Origin of the sequence: uncultured Paracoccus sp., from assembly GCF_947487305.1 — a bacterium.
Lineage (GTDB): Bacteria > Pseudomonadota > Alphaproteobacteria > Rhodobacterales > Rhodobacteraceae > Paracoccus.
The window spans coordinates 191,450-205,943 of sequence record NZ_CANKWH010000005.1 but is presented as its reverse complement, the minus strand read 5'-3'; the positions used below and the strand labels follow the sequence as shown (position 1 = coordinate 205,943).

The 14,494-nt window shown below is 65.1% G+C and carries 18 protein-coding genes; 9 read left to right on the top strand and 9 right to left on the bottom strand.

Annotated elements, in window-relative coordinates:
• Positions 1 to 28: 28 nt before the first annotated feature.
• Together Q1A36_RS08610 and Q1A36_RS08605 are read right to left on the bottom strand one after the other, a co-directional pair.
• Positions 29 to 1,465 carry an alkaline phosphatase D family protein gene (locus Q1A36_RS08610; RefSeq protein ID WP_299842133.1) on the bottom strand — a complete coding sequence of 479 codons (1,437 nt, stop codon included), beginning with the start codon at positions 1,463 to 1,465 and terminating at the stop codon, positions 29 to 31.
• Positions 1,466 to 1,546: 81 nt separating this feature from the next.
• The gene (locus Q1A36_RS08605; protein ID WP_299842130.1) at positions 1,547 to 2,461 is read right to left on the bottom strand and encodes a hypothetical protein; all 915 of its coding nucleotides are present in this window, start codon (positions 2,459 to 2,461) and stop codon (positions 1,547 to 1,549) included.
• Positions 2,462 to 2,591: 130 nt separating this feature from the next.
• On the opposite strand from Q1A36_RS08605, the gene hslV reads away from it, so the two are divergent.
• On the top strand, positions 2,592 to 3,149 hold the full coding sequence (hslV, locus tag Q1A36_RS08600; protein ID WP_101753165.1) for an ATP-dependent protease subunit HslV: 558 nt from the start codon (positions 2,592 to 2,594) through the stop codon (positions 3,147 to 3,149).
• Positions 3,150 to 3,215: 66 nt separating this feature from the next.
• Here the strand turns inward: hslV and Q1A36_RS08595 are convergent, their stop codons facing one another.
• Together Q1A36_RS08595 and Q1A36_RS08590 are read right to left on the bottom strand one after the other, a co-directional pair.
• On the bottom strand, positions 3,216 to 3,455 hold the full coding sequence (locus Q1A36_RS08595; RefSeq protein WP_299842124.1) for a BrnA antitoxin family protein: 240 nt from the start codon (positions 3,453 to 3,455) through the stop codon (positions 3,216 to 3,218).
• Entirely contained in the window at positions 3,439 to 3,750 is a 312-nt protein-coding gene (locus Q1A36_RS08590) for a BrnT family toxin (protein ID WP_299842121.1), read from the bottom strand. Before Q1A36_RS08590 ends, Q1A36_RS08595 begins: the two co-directional genes overlap by 17 nt.
• A gap of 150 nt (positions 3,751 to 3,900) precedes the next feature.
• Here Q1A36_RS08590 and hslU point away from each other — a divergent pair, with 150 nt between their 5' ends.
• The 3 genes from hslU (at position 3,901) to Q1A36_RS08575 (ending at position 6,582) form a co-directional block, all read left to right on the top strand.
• Positions 3,901 to 5,205, top strand: coding sequence for an ATP-dependent protease ATPase subunit HslU (gene hslU / locus Q1A36_RS08585; RefSeq protein ID WP_299842118.1), 1,305 nt, complete (start codon positions 3,901 to 3,903; stop codon positions 5,203 to 5,205).
• Between the two features lie 57 nt (positions 5,206 to 5,262).
• Positions 5,263 to 5,442 carry a PLD nuclease N-terminal domain-containing protein gene (locus Q1A36_RS08580; RefSeq protein WP_299842115.1) on the top strand — a complete coding sequence of 60 codons (180 nt, stop codon included), beginning with the start codon at positions 5,263 to 5,265 and terminating at the stop codon, positions 5,440 to 5,442.
• Between the two features lie 72 nt (positions 5,443 to 5,514).
• The gene (locus tag Q1A36_RS08575; protein WP_299842112.1) at positions 5,515 to 6,582 is read left to right on the top strand and encodes an alpha/beta fold hydrolase; all 1,068 of its coding nucleotides are present in this window, start codon (positions 5,515 to 5,517) and stop codon (positions 6,580 to 6,582) included.
• 3 nt (positions 6,583 to 6,585) lie between these two features.
• Here Q1A36_RS08575 and Q1A36_RS08570 read toward each other — a convergent pair whose 3' ends face one another.
• Both Q1A36_RS08570 and Q1A36_RS08565 read right to left on the bottom strand, forming a co-directional pair.
• The gene (locus Q1A36_RS08570) at positions 6,586 to 7,176 is read right to left on the bottom strand and encodes a Smr/MutS family protein (RefSeq protein WP_299842109.1); all 591 of its coding nucleotides are present in this window, start codon (positions 7,174 to 7,176) and stop codon (positions 6,586 to 6,588) included.
• Positions 7,176 to 7,832, bottom strand: a complete 657-nt coding sequence (locus tag Q1A36_RS08565; protein ID WP_299842106.1) for a Tim44/TimA family putative adaptor protein — start codon at positions 7,830 to 7,832, stop codon at positions 7,176 to 7,178. The genes Q1A36_RS08570 and Q1A36_RS08565 overlap by 1 nt, the downstream gene beginning before the upstream one ends.
• A gap of 112 nt (positions 7,833 to 7,944) precedes the next feature.
• Between Q1A36_RS08565 and Q1A36_RS08560 the strand changes: the two genes are divergently transcribed.
• From Q1A36_RS08560 to Q1A36_RS08550, 3 genes are all read left to right on the top strand, one after another.
• Positions 7,945 to 8,451 carry an FxsA family protein gene (locus Q1A36_RS08560; RefSeq protein WP_299842102.1) on the top strand — a complete coding sequence of 169 codons (507 nt, stop codon included), beginning with the start codon at positions 7,945 to 7,947 and terminating at the stop codon, positions 8,449 to 8,451.
• 82 nt (positions 8,452 to 8,533) lie between these two features.
• Complete coding sequence (gene secB, locus Q1A36_RS08555; protein WP_101753157.1) at positions 8,534 to 9,067, top strand: protein-export chaperone SecB; 534 nt, start codon at positions 8,534 to 8,536, stop codon at positions 9,065 to 9,067.
• A gap of 18 nt (positions 9,068 to 9,085) precedes the next feature.
• Positions 9,086 to 9,709: an HD family hydrolase gene (locus Q1A36_RS08550; protein WP_299842099.1), complete on the top strand. Its 624-nt coding sequence runs from the start codon at positions 9,086 to 9,088 to the stop codon at positions 9,707 to 9,709.
• A 75-nt stretch (positions 9,710 to 9,784) separates the two neighbouring features.
• Here Q1A36_RS08550 and Q1A36_RS08545 read toward each other — a convergent pair whose 3' ends face one another.
• From Q1A36_RS08545 to Q1A36_RS08535, 3 genes are all read right to left on the bottom strand, one after another.
• Positions 9,785 to 10,108, bottom strand: coding sequence for an H-NS histone family protein (locus Q1A36_RS08545; RefSeq protein ID WP_332872934.1), 324 nt, complete (start codon positions 10,106 to 10,108; stop codon positions 9,785 to 9,787).
• 64 nt (positions 10,109 to 10,172) lie between these two features.
• Complete coding sequence (locus Q1A36_RS08540) at positions 10,173 to 10,727, bottom strand: ActR/PrrA/RegA family redox response regulator transcription factor (RefSeq protein WP_299842096.1); 555 nt, start codon at positions 10,725 to 10,727, stop codon at positions 10,173 to 10,175.
• Positions 10,728 to 10,776: 49 nt separating this feature from the next.
• Positions 10,777 to 11,409, bottom strand: a complete 633-nt coding sequence (locus tag Q1A36_RS08535) for an SCO family protein (RefSeq protein ID WP_299842093.1) — start codon at positions 11,407 to 11,409, stop codon at positions 10,777 to 10,779.
• Between the two features lie 125 nt (positions 11,410 to 11,534).
• On the opposite strand from Q1A36_RS08535, the gene Q1A36_RS08530 reads away from it, so the two are divergent.
• Together Q1A36_RS08530 and Q1A36_RS08525 are read left to right on the top strand one after the other, a co-directional pair.
• Positions 11,535 to 12,857, top strand: a complete 1,323-nt coding sequence (locus tag Q1A36_RS08530; protein ID WP_299842090.1) for an ActS/PrrB/RegB family redox-sensitive histidine kinase — start codon at positions 11,535 to 11,537, stop codon at positions 12,855 to 12,857.
• Positions 12,858 to 12,906: 49 nt separating this feature from the next.
• Entirely contained in the window at positions 12,907 to 14,493 is a 1,587-nt protein-coding gene (locus tag Q1A36_RS08525; RefSeq protein WP_299842087.1) for a PAS domain-containing protein, read from the top strand.
• The last annotated feature ends 1 nt before the right edge of the window (position 14,494 follow it).

The following is a 14,494-nucleotide window of genomic DNA, read 5'->3' as shown; positions in this document are numbered from 1 at the left end:
GGAAGAAACTCCGGCGGCGTTTTGCTGTTTACTCCGACAGCGCCAGCGGCGGCGTCCTGCCGCTCTCCTCAAGGTTCCACACCGCCTGCCATCGCCCGGACTTGCGGTCCAGCGTCAGGTAATTCCGCTGCGAGATATAGCGCTGCTTCTGGCCCGGCAGGAACAGGTTGCGGATCGGGTGCTCCTTCAGCGGTGCCTCGCCCAGGTAGGCCAGCATCCCCAGCGCCCGGCCATAGGCCTTGGGCGGCGCCCGATGCGAGATGCCCGAGGCGACCAGCTGGTGGATCAGGCTTTCGCGGGGCAGCATCTCGGCGCGGGTGGCCACGTGGATCTCGCCCGAAACCACCGTCAGCGGCCCGGCCTCGCGCAGGCGCAGGACCGCGCGCAGCATCCGCCGCCACTCGGCCCGGTGGGCGCGGCTTTGCCACTGGTCGCGCAGGTCATCCTCGTAATGCTGCATTTTCGGGATCACCTGCAGCAGCCGCTCGATCAGCGACAGGCGCGGCCCCAGCAGCGGCACGCTGGAGACCATGATGGTCTGGCCCTCGCGCGGCTCCAGCGCGTCGAAGGCCTCCCATCCCGCCGGCCCCATGATCCGCCGCCGCGTGCGTTCGGATCTGAGGTCAGGACCTATCAGCGTCAGGTCGGGCAGGTGCCGCACCCAGCCGAGGCTGGTGCCATGCGGATCCATGAAGAGGTCAGGGATATCGGCCTCGGTCGCGGCATGCTGGAACAACAGATACATCTCGCGCGCCACATCGAAGAGCGTCTGCCCGACGGCCGAATTCGCCAGGTCATCGGCCAGTGAGCCCCAACCGTCACAGATGTCGTGATCGTCCCAGACCGACAGGCTTGGCACCTGTGCGGCAATCCGGGCGTAGGCCTCGGCCCCCAGAACCATCAGGTAACGCTCGGCAAAGCGCTGGCGCAGATGGGCGCGAAGGTCCTCGAGTTGCGCCGGGGTCGGGTTGTCGGGGGCATAGTCCGGCCAATCCTCGGTCAGCACATGGTCCTGAGTCACCTCATCGGCATAGATCTGGTCGCCCCCCTGTAGCATCAGCGCGAAGGGGTTTTCCGCATGCTCGGCTGCCAACCGGTCCCACATGGCGTTGCGCTCGGGCGCGTCGCGGTCGAGATCGCCGTTTTCCTCGCCATTGCACGAGACGAAGGCGATGCGCATGTCGCCGGTCAGATCGGTGACGACCGGGTAATCCTGCCCCTCGAAGTGATAGCCGCGATCCTCGGGCGACAGCGCGAAATCGAAGCGCCAGAGGGTCAGCCCGGCGACCTGCCCCAACTCCCTCGGGCCGATCTCGGCACCCCCCGCCAGCAGCGGTCCGGGCGCGCCAGCCGCGTCGGGGCGGCCGACCAGCGCGGCCAGATGCACGCGATCCGCGTCGTGCCGGCGGAAAAAGAGGATCGGGCCGATGGCCGTGGCTTGGGTCTCGGTCGGCAAGGGGATCATCCTGTCATCTGTTCAGGGCAGCAGGTAAGGGGGATAACGCCGAATGCGAAGGGCAGTTCAAGCCGCTGTGAAGAAATCCGCCTAGGCCGGCATATGAACCGGCCAGCCGCCCCGGCGCAGGGCCGCGGCGATCTGCTGGTCGGCATCGGGGGCAGACATATTGATGGCATTCACTCGCAGGAACCAGAAGAGATAGCGCGCCACATCCGGGCGATGATCCGCCGCAGCCGCCAGCGCGGAACCGGTGCCCAGATCAGCGACGTTCAGGCCGATATGGTGGAAATCGACCTGCCCGAAGAGGACCGCAGGCTTGCTGAGGATATAGCCGTCAAAGGCCACGGCGCTGTTCTGGGTGGCGACAAAGGCGCAGTCGCGCAAGAGCGACGCGGTGTTGCCGCCGATGGTCAGGTTCGGGTGGCGACGGGCGAGAGCATCCAGTGCGGCGCGATCCTCGGGCATGTAGGTTTCCTTCGGATGCAGAGTGGCGATTGCGGGCCGGCCCGTCTCGGCCACGCGCGCCACCATGTCGAGCGGTGACATGGTCTGGAACGATCGCGCCTCGGCGATGCGCCCCTGCAGCGGGATCAGAACATGATCGCCGCGCCGGGGCGGGGGCCCCGGCAGGACACGGGCGGCAAGGCGGGTGTGAAAGGCACGGGCGGCGTCGGGATCGATGGTCTCGGGATCGAAGCGGGCCTCGGCCACCGGCCAGCGCCAGCGCTCGGCCACCTGCTCGATGCGCCAGAAGGGATAGTGATAGCTGCGGCGGAAGGTCAGCGCGCGGTCATGGGTCGGCTTTTCCATATGGAACAGCGCATAGCCGGGCTGATCCGGCGCCGCCTCGCGCGCAGCCTCGCCCGTGGGCAGGATCTGCACCCTCCAGCCCTGCCCTTCCAGCAACCGGGTCAGGCGCTGCAGGAAATTCACCTTGCCGCGACGCGCATTGCCCAGCATCGGCTGGTGCAGGTAGAGGCGCAGGTCAAACGGTTCGGGCATGGCTTCGCATGGCTTTGAATGGCCGGGTCGGCCCCCTCAATGCCATGCTTTCCGCGTGCCGACCAGCCGCGCGGCTTGCGAAGCCGGGTCCGCGCTCATATTTCAGCCCCAAGAGATACGGAGGCCCCTGATGGCGGAAGACAAATTTCCCGGCTGGCATGGCACCACGATCCTTGCGGTCAAGCGTGGCGGCAAGGTGGTCGTGGCAGGCGACGGGCAGGTCAGCGTCGGCCAGACGGTGATGAAGGGCACGGCGCGCAAGGTGCGCCGGCTGACGCCGGGCGGGCGCGACGTGGTGGTGGGCTTCGCCGGCTCGACCGCCGATGCCTTTACCCTGCTGGAGCGGCTGGAGAAGAAGCTGGAATCTGCTCCCGGCCAGTTGCAGCGCGCCTGTGTCGATCTGGCCAAGGACTGGCGCACCGACAAGTACCTGCGCAACCTGGAAGCCATGCTGATCGTCACCGACGGGGCGCAGATCTATGTCGTCACCGGCGCGGGCGATGTGCTGGAACCGGAACATGACGTGGCCGCCATCGGCTCGGGCGGGAATTTCGCCCTTGCCGCGGCCCGCGGGCTGATGGAGGGCGACCTGGACGCCGAGGCCGTGGCCCGCAAGGCCATGGCGATCGCGGCGGACATCTGCGTCTACACCAATGGCAAGCTGACGGTGGAAGTGCTGGAAGGCTGAGGGGGCGCTGCGCCCTCAGCCCGTTCCGGGCCTCACCCCGGGGAGATGCCGGCATGCCTGATGCAGCTAGCCGGCCTTCTTTGCATCCATATAGGCACGCAGCACCGCGTTCATCCGGGTCTGATAGCCCTTGCCCTGCGACTTGAAGAAGTCGAGCACATCGGGGTCGATGCGCAAGGAAACCGCCTTCTTCGGCTCGGGGATGACGAGACGGGCGGTGGACCAGTCCACCTCGAAATCATCCTCATCCTCGCCTTCGAAATCGCCTTCACGGGCGAGACGGTCCCAGTCAGTCTTGTCCTTCATCTGGCGGATCTGATCCGCCGAATAGGGCCCGGAAATATTCTCTTTCATTTCGCCTCGCCCTCCGTGCGGTGATGATCCTGATCGCGCTGTCGCGCCGGGTGAATACGACCGAAATGACCTGATCTTCGGCCAGACCTATCGCCATATATCGCGGTTCGCTTTCGCTGTGTGCGTCGATCTCGACATGTTGACCGAGAAGAACCTGGGCTGCGCGAACGAAATCGATCCCGTGCTTCTCGAGTGTTATGAGGCGCTTTCTCTCATCCCATTCAAACGGCTGTTCATCACTCGACATGCTACCTCCGCGTCTTCTGTTGCAGAGAATGACGCACGTCATATGCGACTTTCCGGTTTAATGTATATACAGTACGTTTATACACAGCACAACCCTTCACATCACAGCGCAGACCACCTATCTGCCCAGAAACCTCAGAAGGCAGAACAGATGACCGACCTGACCCCCCGCGAAATCGTCTCGGAGCTGGACCGCTTCATCATCGGGCAGAAGGATGCCAAGCGCGCCGTTGCGGTGGCGCTGCGCAATCGCTGGCGCCGGAAGCAGCTGGGCGATGACCTGCGCGACGAGGTGTATCCGAAGAACATCCTGATGATCGGGCCGACCGGAGTCGGCAAGACCGAGATCAGCCGGCGGCTGGCCAAGCTGGCCAATGCGCCCTTCATCAAGGTCGAGGCGACCAAGTTCACCGAGGTGGGCTATGTCGGCCGTGACGTGGAGCAGATCATCCGCGACCTGACCGATGCCGCGCTGATCGAGACGCGCGAGCGGATGCGCGAGGATGTGAAGGCCCGCGCCCACAGCTCTGCCGAAGAGCGGGTGATCGAGGCGCTGGCCGGCAAGGATGCCCGCGACGGCACAAGGCAGATGTTCCGCGACAAGCTGAAGCGGGGCGAGCTGGACAACACCATCATCGAGCTTGAGGTGCAGGACAACTCGAACCCGCTCGGCATGATGGACATTCCCGGCCAGCCCGGTGGCATGGGCGGGATGATGGACCTGTCGGGGCTGATGAAGGCCTTTGGCGGGCGGCGGGTGCGGCGCAAGGTGACGGTGGCCGAAAGCTATGAGCTGCTGATTGCCGAAGAAGCCGACAAGCTTCTGGACGATGACACGGTCAAGGCGGCGGCGCTGGAGGCGGTGCAGGAGAACGGCATCGTCTTCATCGACGAGATCGACAAGGTGGCTGCGCGCAGCGAGGCGCGGGGCGGCGAGGTCAGCCGCGAGGGCGTGCAGCGCGACCTGCTGCCGCTGATCGAGGGCACCACGGTCAGCACCAAATACGGCCCGGTGAAAACCGACCATATCCTCTTCATCGCCTCGGGCGCGTTCCATGTGGCGAAACCCTCGGACCTTTTGCCGGAGCTTCAGGGCCGGCTGCCGATCCGGGTCGAGCTGCGCGCCCTGACCGAGGCCGATTTCATTCGCATCCTGACCGAGACCGACAATGCTCTGACCCGGCAATATACTGCACTGATGGCGACCGAGCAGGTCACTGTCGGCTTTACCGATGACGGCATCGCCGCGCTGGCCCGGATCGCGGCGGAAGTGAATGGCGCAATCGAGAATATCGGCGCGCGCCGGCTTTACACCGTGATCGAACGGGTGTTCGAGGACCTGTCCTTCACCGCACCCGACCGGGGCGGCGATACGGTCACGGTGGACGGCGCCTTTGTCGAAGAGCACCTGGGTGATCTGTCGCGCTCGACCGACCTGTCGCGCTATGTCCTCTAAGGGAACCGGCGGAGGGTCGCGGGTGTTGACCCTTCGCGCAGCATAAGGGTCGCTTCCATGGATTATGTCTTCGGCATCATCATCTTCTGTCTCGATGTCTGGGCCATCGCCTCGATCATCAACACCAACGAATCGACCGTGAAGAAGATCGTCTGGATCGCGATCGTGGCCATCCTGCCGGTGCTGGGGCTGATCATCTGGTGGTTCGCCGGACCGAAGGCGAATTACAACCGCTAGATTACCGGGGCTTCCCCGAATCCCGCGCAACTGGCAAACTGATTTTCATCAGAAAATCGGGGGGCTTAGGCCATGCGCTGGATTGCTGTGTTGGGGGTTCTGGTGCTGGCGGCCTGCGGGCCGCGTGGTGAGGTGGTGGTTGATCGCAACGCCGGTTCTGTCGGGACGGTCGAGCGGATTTTCGTGGCGGGCAACCGCAATCCTGACAACCAGCCCGCGCGCGGGCTGAGCTTTCACCGCATCGACGTCTCGGTACCGCCGGATCGCGCGATGGGGACCGTGCGCTATCCGAAAACCGATGGCACAGCGGACCCGCGCCGCGAGTTCTTGGTCACTGCCGACGACCGGCTGGACGGGCCGCAGGGCTTTCGCGCCGCGATCGAACGGGAACTGGCCGGGCGGCCGGCGCAGGAAAGCGACATCATCCTGTTCATCCACGGCTTCAACACCAGCTATGGCGAGGGGGTCTATCGCTATGCCCAGATCGCCCATGACCTGAAATTCCCCGGCATCCGCACGCATTTTTCCTGGGTCTCGCATACCAAGGCGCTGGCCTATGCGGCGGATCGGGACAGCCTGCTGTATTCGCGCGACGATCTGGTCACGACCATCCAGACGCTGGCGGCCACGCGCGGGCGCGGCAAGCTGATCCTTGTGGCACATTCCATGGGGGCAGAGCTGTTAATGGAAAGCCTGCGGCAGTTGGCGCTGACCGGGCGGCGCGATGTGCTGAACGAGCTCGATGGCGTGGTGCTGCAGGCGCCGGACATCAACGTGAACGTGTTCCGGGCGCAGGCCAAGGCCATCGGTGATCTGCCGCAGCCCTTCTTCATCTTCACCTCGCAGAGCGACCGGGCGCTGCGGCTGTCGGCTCTTATCTCGAACCAGAGCCTGCGGCTGGGGACGCTGCAGGACCCCCGGGCGGTGGCCGATCTGGACGTGGTGCTGGTCGATGTCAGCCGGTTCAACACCGGCATCGGCCATTTCAACGCCGCCACCTCGCCCACGCTGATCCGCATCCTGTCCAGCGCGCAAGAGCTGGAGCGGATGTTCTCGGGCAATTACGGCAGCGCGCAGAATCCCTTCGGCGCGGCGGCGATCCGGGTGCAGCAGGCGGCGCAGATCGTGGTCTCGCCGTAAGGCCTATCGCCGGAGATAGACGTAATAGGCGCCCTCGCCGCCATGGCTGCGATGGGCGCCCTGCACCTGCTGGACCACGCCGGCCAGCGGCGCCTGATGCAGCCAGATCGGCACATGATGGCGCAGCGCGCCGGGGCGGGTGGGCAGCGGGCCGTGATCGCCCCGGCCCTTGCCGGTGATGACCAGCACCAGCCGCTTGCCTGTGGCATGGGTCCTGAGGATGAAACCCATCAGCTCGGGATGGGCCTCGGCCAGCGTCATGCCATGCAGGTCCAGCCGCGCCTCGGGGCGCAGCTTGCCCTGACGCATCTTGCGGTGGGTCTTGGGGTCCATGCGCAGGGGATGCTGCTCCAGCCGCTCGGCCGGGGTGAGGCCGATCGCCTCGGCCGACACCGTGGCGCGCCGCGAGGTCTGGCCGAGACGGAAGGGCTGGAGCTCGAAACGCTCGACGCCCCGCGGGACAGGGTCCGAGGCGGGGCGCGGCGGGGCCGGTGGGGCCGGTGTCTTCAGCGTGGGATGCAGCGGCTTCGCCGTGCGGGCTACGCGCGACCAGATCTCCTGATCCTCGCTCGTCAGCCCGCGCTTTCGTGTCATCAGCCGGTCGCGACCAGTTGCCAGTTCGGGTCGTCCTGACCCATCCGGCGGGCAAAAGTCCAGACGTCGCGCTGCTTGCGCGCGGCTTTCGGATCGCCGTCAACCACCGCGCCCGTGGCGTCACGGGTCACGGCAATCATCTCGCCCACGAAGCGGACCGAAACCTCGCCCTCGCTGGTCGCGGGATCGAAATTCGCGCCGGCCAGCGCGGTTTCGCGCGTGCCCAGGAACTGCGCCTCGACCACCTGGCCCTGCGCCTTGCGCTGGTCGATCACCGACTGGAAGGCCTCGGCGACATTCTCGCCAAGGAAAGGCCGAACATCGGACAGGTCGCCCCGTTCGAAGGCCATCAGGATCATCTCATAGGCACCCTTGGCGCCCGAGAGGAACTCGCCCACGCCGAAGCCCGGCTCGGCCCGTTTCATCTGCGCCAATGCCAGCGCCGCGGGACTGCCGGCCTCGGCATGATCGGCGATATCGTTGTCGACCTGATCGGCGCTACCCTCGATCACCTCGAAGCGGCGCGAGCCGGCGGGCGGGGTTTCGACCTTGGGCGGCTCGTAGCCATCGCGCGTGCCCAGGACGTTCCGCAGCCGCAGGATCAGGAAGATGGCGATCCCGGCCAGAACAAGCAGCTGGATCAGCGAGTTGGACATGCGTTCGACCTCAATTCTCGGACAGGGCGGTTGGTATGGGCGTCTTGTGCTATTATGTAGGTGCTGGGGGTCGCCAAGTCCAGTTTCCGAGACCCCTCAAGGGAGTTTCGTCATGTGGCTTTTCTGGCTGTTCATCGCCATTCCGATCATCGAGATCGCGCTGTTCATTCAGGTCGGCGGTCTGATCGGGCTTTGGCCCACGCTGGCGCTGGTGCTGCTGTCGGCGGTGGTCGGCACCGCGCTGATGCGCAGCCAGGGGACCAAGGCCTGGATCGAGATCCAGCGCAGTTTCAACGAATTGCGCGATCCGACGGCGCCGATCGCCCATGGCGCGATGATCCTTCTGGCCGGGGCGCTGCTGGTGACGCCCGGATTTTTCACCGATACGCTTGGCATCCTGCTGCTGATCCCGGGATTCCGCAACTGGGCAATGGGCCAGATCGGCAAGCGCGTGCAGGTCACGCGCGTCGGCATGGGTCCGCAGCGCCCGCACGAGCCGCATCGCCCACCCTATGACGATGGCGTGATCGATGCCGATTATGTCGTCGAGCCTGACGATTTGCCGCAGGCGCCCCCGCGTTCCGGCCCCCGTCCGCCCTCGGGCTGGACGCAGCATTGAGGCCCGGGAAAGCTGCTGCTAGAACCTCGGCCAGACCGGGTCGGTGATCCGTATCGATTTCAGCTGATGAGGAGCCAGAACCATGGCCGATGAAACCAACAACGCCGCCACCGCAGAACCCCAGGCCGCCGCTGCCCCGCAGCCGGTGAAGATGCAGATCCTTGCGCAGTTCATCCGTGACCTGTCCTTCGAGAACGTCGTCGCCCAGAAAGGCGCCCCTTCGGGCGAGGTCCAGCCCGAGATCAGCGTGCAGGTCAGCCTCGACGCCCGCAAGCGCGGCAGCGAGAACCAGTACGAAGTGCTGTCGAAGTTCAAGGTGACTTCGGTCAATGGCAGCGACAAGCAGCCGCTGTTCCTGGCCGAGCTGGATTACGGCGGGGTCTTCAACATCGAGGGCGTGCCGGAAGACCAGCTGCACCCCTTCCTGATGATCGAATGCCCGCGGATGCTGTTCCCCTTCGTGCGCCGCATCATCTCGGACGTGACCCGCGACGGCGGCTTCCCGCCCTTCAACATGGAGCCGGTCGATTTCGTCGCGCTCTACCGGCAGGAACTGACGCGCCGCGCCCAGGCACAGGCCGCGCAGGCGCAGTCCGAAGGCCAGAAACTCTCCTGATCGCAGGGCAGGCCACCGATGGCCCGCGTCTCGCCACCCTCCCAGCCCCGGGCCTGGCAGCGCATGCTGTCGGGCCGCAGGCTTGACCTTCTGGACCCGACCCCCTTCGATATCGAGATCGAGGACATCGCCCACGGGCTGGCTTTCGTCGCGCGCTGGAACGGCCAGACGCGCGGCGATTGGGCCTATTCGGTGGCCGAACATTCGCTGCTGGTCGAGCAGATCTTTACCCGAATTCAATCTCCGGTTCATCCGCGCTGGCAGCTTGCAGCCTTGCTGCATGATGCGCCGGAATATGTAATTGGGGATATGATATCGCCGGTGAAATCGGCTTTGGGTTGCGAATATGGCCAATTGGACGAACGCCTCGCGGCGGCCATCCATCGCCGTTTCGGATTGCCGGCGGTTCTGCCCGCCTCGATCAAAAAGCAGATCAAGCAGGCGGATCGCATTTCCGCCTGGCTTGAGGCCGTTCAAATCGCGGGCTTTTCCGAAACCGAGGCCAACAGGCTTTTCAGGCCGCTGCCCGACAAGAGCTTTGCGGACCTGCGCATCACACCACGTCCGCCCGCAGATGTGCGGGCAGGAATGTTGGCGCGACATGCAGAATTGATCGCGGCGCTGGACAACATGCCAGCCTGATCCAGTCCAGAACCCTCGGACAGATTGCAGGGATCAGCCGGGCCACGCCCTCAGATTCGCGGCCCGCAACCGATTTCAGATCAGCAAATCGTCCAGAGTCTTGCCCTTGTTGAGACTCTCTTGAACCCAACGCGGTTTGCGGCCGCGGCCCGTCCAGGTCATCGTCGGATCGCCGGGGTTCGAGTATTTCGGCGGCACCGTACCGGCGCGCTTCATCTTTCCGCCCGTCAGATCGGTCAGACTGAAACCATGTTCACGCGCAACATTCTCGACGGCCGCCATCGCCTCGCGGCGCTTGCGGTCTTCGAACGAGCTGATCGCACGCTCGAGCCGCCCCTGAAGATCGCGCATCTCCTTAAGGGTCATCTTATCGAAGTTAATAGTCATTTTGTCGTCCATGTTTAACATATTCCGTCCCACCACTAATTAAATTAGCATAGGAAAGAATAGTTGCATATCGTATTTAGCGCGGCTCTCTTTTGGCAAGAATCCGCTGAAGCGTTCTACGATGCATGTGAAGACGACGTGCCGTTTCACTAATATTCCGGTCGCATTGCTCGTAAACCCGTTGAATATGTTCCCATCTCACGCGATCGGCGGACATCGGGTTCTCTGGCGGCGGTGGCAGAACTTCGCCAGCACTCAGCAGGGCGGCGGTAACTTCCGTTGCGTCAGCCGGCTTGGAAAGATAATCCGTCGCGCCCATTTTCACCGCCGCGACTGCCGTGGCGATGGCGCCATAGCCGGTCAGCACGATGATACGGGCATCCTCGCGCGACTCGCGCAGGGCCTCGACCACGTCCAGCCCGCTGCCATCCTCAAGCCGCAGGTCGATCACCGCATAGGCGGGCGGCGCGTTGCGGATGGCCTCCATTGCCTCGGAGACGCTGCGGGTGCTGATCGGGCGGAAACCGCGCTTTTCCATGGCCCGCGCAAGGCGGTTGACGAAATTCTCGTCGTCATCGACCAGCAGCAGCGACGGGTCGGCGCCGATCTGTTCCTGTAGATCCTGATTCACGGCAATACTCCTTACAGCAGGCGTCCGACTTGGGTCACTGAAGACGCGGTCAGGACGCGGCCTCGACGAAACAGGCGGTGCGCTCGGCAACCTCATCGGGCGACGCGTCACGACCAAAGAATTCGACCGTGCCGTGGCCGGGCAGAACAAGATAGGTATTGGTCATGTGGTCGACCAGATAATACTCCTTATCCTCCTCGTTATGCAGCTTGAAATAGTTCCGCCAGCCTTTCGAAACGGCCTGGATCTCGTCGTCGCTGCCCGTCAGGCCCACCATCGCGGTCGAGAATTGCTCGGTAAAGGTCTTCACCGCCTCGGGCGTGTCCCGGGCCGGATCGACGGTAATGAACACCGGCTGAACCTCCATCCCGTTTTCGGCGAGCAATGCCGAGGCCTCGGCATTGCGGGCGCTGTCCAGCGGGCAGACATCGGGACAGAAGGTATAGCCGAAATAGAGAAGCGAGGGCCGGTCAAAGACCTGCTTGTCGGTTACACGCTCTCCGGCGCCATTGGTCAGGGTAAACTCCGTGCCAAAGGCCTCCATTCCCCCCGAAACCACCGATTTCTGGCATTGCGCAAAATCCCCTGCGCCGGCATCGCGCGACATCCACAAGCCGCCAACGGCCAGTAATGCAACCGCCGCTGCGGTGCCGGCCAATATCAGTTTCCGGTCCTTGTTCATGCCTGCTTCCGTCTTCGCCTGATTTAAAACGCGCGCATTGATCGCTTATCCGACCGCCGTTATCAAGGCGATGCATTTCAGTTCGAGAGGTTGCCCTGTCGTTCACCCCCGATCAGGACCGATCAATGCTCTTGCCTGACGCGCCCCAGGCAGAGCCGATTCGCATGCGCACGCTGGTCATCCTGCGCTGGGTCGCCATCGTCGGGCAGCTGGCGACGGTGGCGGTCGCCTGGTCGATCGGGCTGCGCTTTGCCATCTGGCCGGTGCTGTTCCTGATCGGCATCTCGGCACTGATGAACACCTGGCTGCTGGCCGGATCCTCGGGACGGGTCGACCCCGGTCGCGCGGCGGGGCAGCTCGGCTTTGACCTGCTGCAGATCTCGCTGCTGATCTGGTGGACCGGCGGGCCCTCGAACCCCTTCGCCCTGCTCGTCCTCGCTCCCGTCACCATCGCCGCATCGTCGCTGTCCCGGCGCCAGACGGAACTGATCGGCCTTGCCACCATCCTGCTGATCAGCATGGCCTTCTGGCTCGCCCTGCCGCTGACCCATGAAAATGGCGAGGAAGTGACGGTCCCGCCGCTTCTGGCGCTCGGCCACTGGCTGGCGATCATCATCGGGGTCTTCTTCTTCGCCATCTACACCCATCGCGTGGTCGCCGAACTGTCGGTCACCTCGCAGGCGCTGTTCTCGACCCAGCTGGCACTGGCGCGCGAGCAGCGCCTGCAGCATCTGGGCGGTGTCGTCGCCGCCACCGCGCACGAACTCGGCACGCCCCTGGCCACGATCAAGCTGATCGCCGGGGAACTGGGCGACGAGCTTGCCGATCGCCCGGATCTCGCAAGCGATCTGGAAGAGCTGCGCCGGTCCGCCGATCGCTGCGGCGCGATCCTGAAGGCCATGGGGCAGGCGGGTAAAGATGACCTGCTGCTGCGCAGCGCGCCGCTGCGGGTGGTGCTGGACGAGGCCGTCGGCATTCACGGGCAGCGCGGCCCCAAGGTGTTCGTCACCGCCATTGGCCCCGACATTCGCCGCGATCCGGGCGTCATTCACGGCTTGCGCAATCTGATCCAGAATGCCGTGGATTTCGCGGCCCACGAGGTTCATGTGGACGCCGTCGAACTGGGCGACCAGCTGTCCATCGCCGTCAGCGATGACGGACCGGGGTTTCCCCCGGCCCTGCTTGCAAGGCTGGGCGATCCCTATCCCACCCCCAAACGCGGCACGAGCAGCAGTCGGCCGGGCTATGACGGCATGGGTCTGGGCCTGTTCATCGCCAAGACCCTGCTGGAGCGGTCCGGCGCGGTGCTGGACTTCGCCAACGAGGCGCCGGGCGCCTCGATCACCGTCACCTGGCCGCTTGACCGCATCGCCGCCGACAGCCGCCGCGCCCTGGGCGACAATCCGCGCCAGGCTGGAATCGAAATGGGGACTTTAACCAAATCTTAAGTCTGCATAGGCTAATCGGGGCGAAATTAGCTGCGGGAATGCAACCGGAATGACCCATGGCCTGATGACCCTGCTGATTGCTGTCGTCGCGGGAACGGTCTCGGTGATCGCCGCGCTCGTGTTCATCCGCTGGCTGGACGGCCGGGGGCATCACGCACCGCGCCGGTCTCGCGGGGCGCTGATCGGCGAGGCCGAGCCGATCATCTTCCTGTTTCGCGGCAGAAACCTGGTCGATGCAACCTTGCCGGCCAAGAACCTGGCCGGCGCGATCAGCGAAGAGGCGGTTGACCTGCTGCGGTTGACCGCCTGGCTGGAAGGCCGCTTTCCCGACCTCTCAACACGCATGGCCGGTCTGGCCGCCACCGGCCGGGTCGAGCTGACCGGCGGCGCCGGAACCGGGATCGCGGCACTGCGGCTGGTGATCGAGGATCTGGGCCAGAACACCACCCGGCTGACGATCAGCGATCCCGGTGCCGAAAATGCCGCCATCATGGTGGATTCACTGACCCTGCAGGCGATGGAGGAAGAGCTGGAGCTGCTGCGCGGCTCGATGAACCACACGCCGATGATGGCCTGGCGGCAGGATACAGACGGGACCGTCACCTGGGCCAATGCTGCTTACCTCAAGCGGGCCGAAGAGGTGGCGCAGGATGGGCTGAGCTGGCCCCTGCCCCGGCTTTTGGACCTGCCGAGCCTAACCGACAGCGCCGCGCGCCTGTCGCGCCGGGCGCAGCTCGAGGCGCGGGGGTCGGTGCTGTGGTTCGATTGCCATGCCCATCGCTCGGGCGAGCAGACCATGTTCTTCGCCCTGCCCGCCGATGCCGCCGTGCGGGCCGAACGCGGCTTGCGGGAGTTCGTCCAGACCCTGACCAAGACCTTTGCCGACCTGCCCACCGGCCTTGCGATCTTCGACCGCGAGCGCAACCTGCAACTGTTCAACCCGGCCCTGATCGACCTGACCGGCCTGTCGGCGGGCTTCCTGACCGGGCGGCCGACACTGTTCGACTTCCTCGACAAGCTGCGCGACGCCCGCATGGTGCCGGAGCCCAAGGATTACCGCAGCTGGCGTCAGCAGATGAGCAATCTGGAAACCGCCGCCGCCACGGGTCGTCATGTCGAGACCTGGTCCCTGCCCGGGGGGCAGACCTATCGAGTGACCGGCAGACCCCATCCCGATGGCGCCGTGGCCTTCCTGTTCGAGAACATCACCTCGGAAATCTCTCTGACCCGCAAGTTCAGGGCGGACCTGAACCTCGGCGCGCTGGTGCTGGACGGGATCGAGGATGCGCTGGTCGTCTTTGGCGCCAACGGCCAGTTCCTTCTGTGCAACAAGGCCTACGAGCAGCTTTGGGGCGGGCGCAGCGCCACCATGATCGAGGCGGTCGAGCACTGGCGCGGCGATGTGGCGGCCGGTGCCGGGTTCGAGGCGCTGAGCGAGCGGCTGAGCCTTCGGGAGGGTGCCGGTCGCGACGACGGAGCGATGGCCGCGCCGGATGGCAGTCTGCTGGGCTGGTCGGTCCGCGCGCTCGCCGGCGGGCGCCAGCTGGTGCGCTTCCGCCTGCCGACAGGCGAGGTCGCCGGACCCAGCCGCGACGGTGCGACCCCTCGCAACCGCAAGGCAATCGGCGCCGATTGAC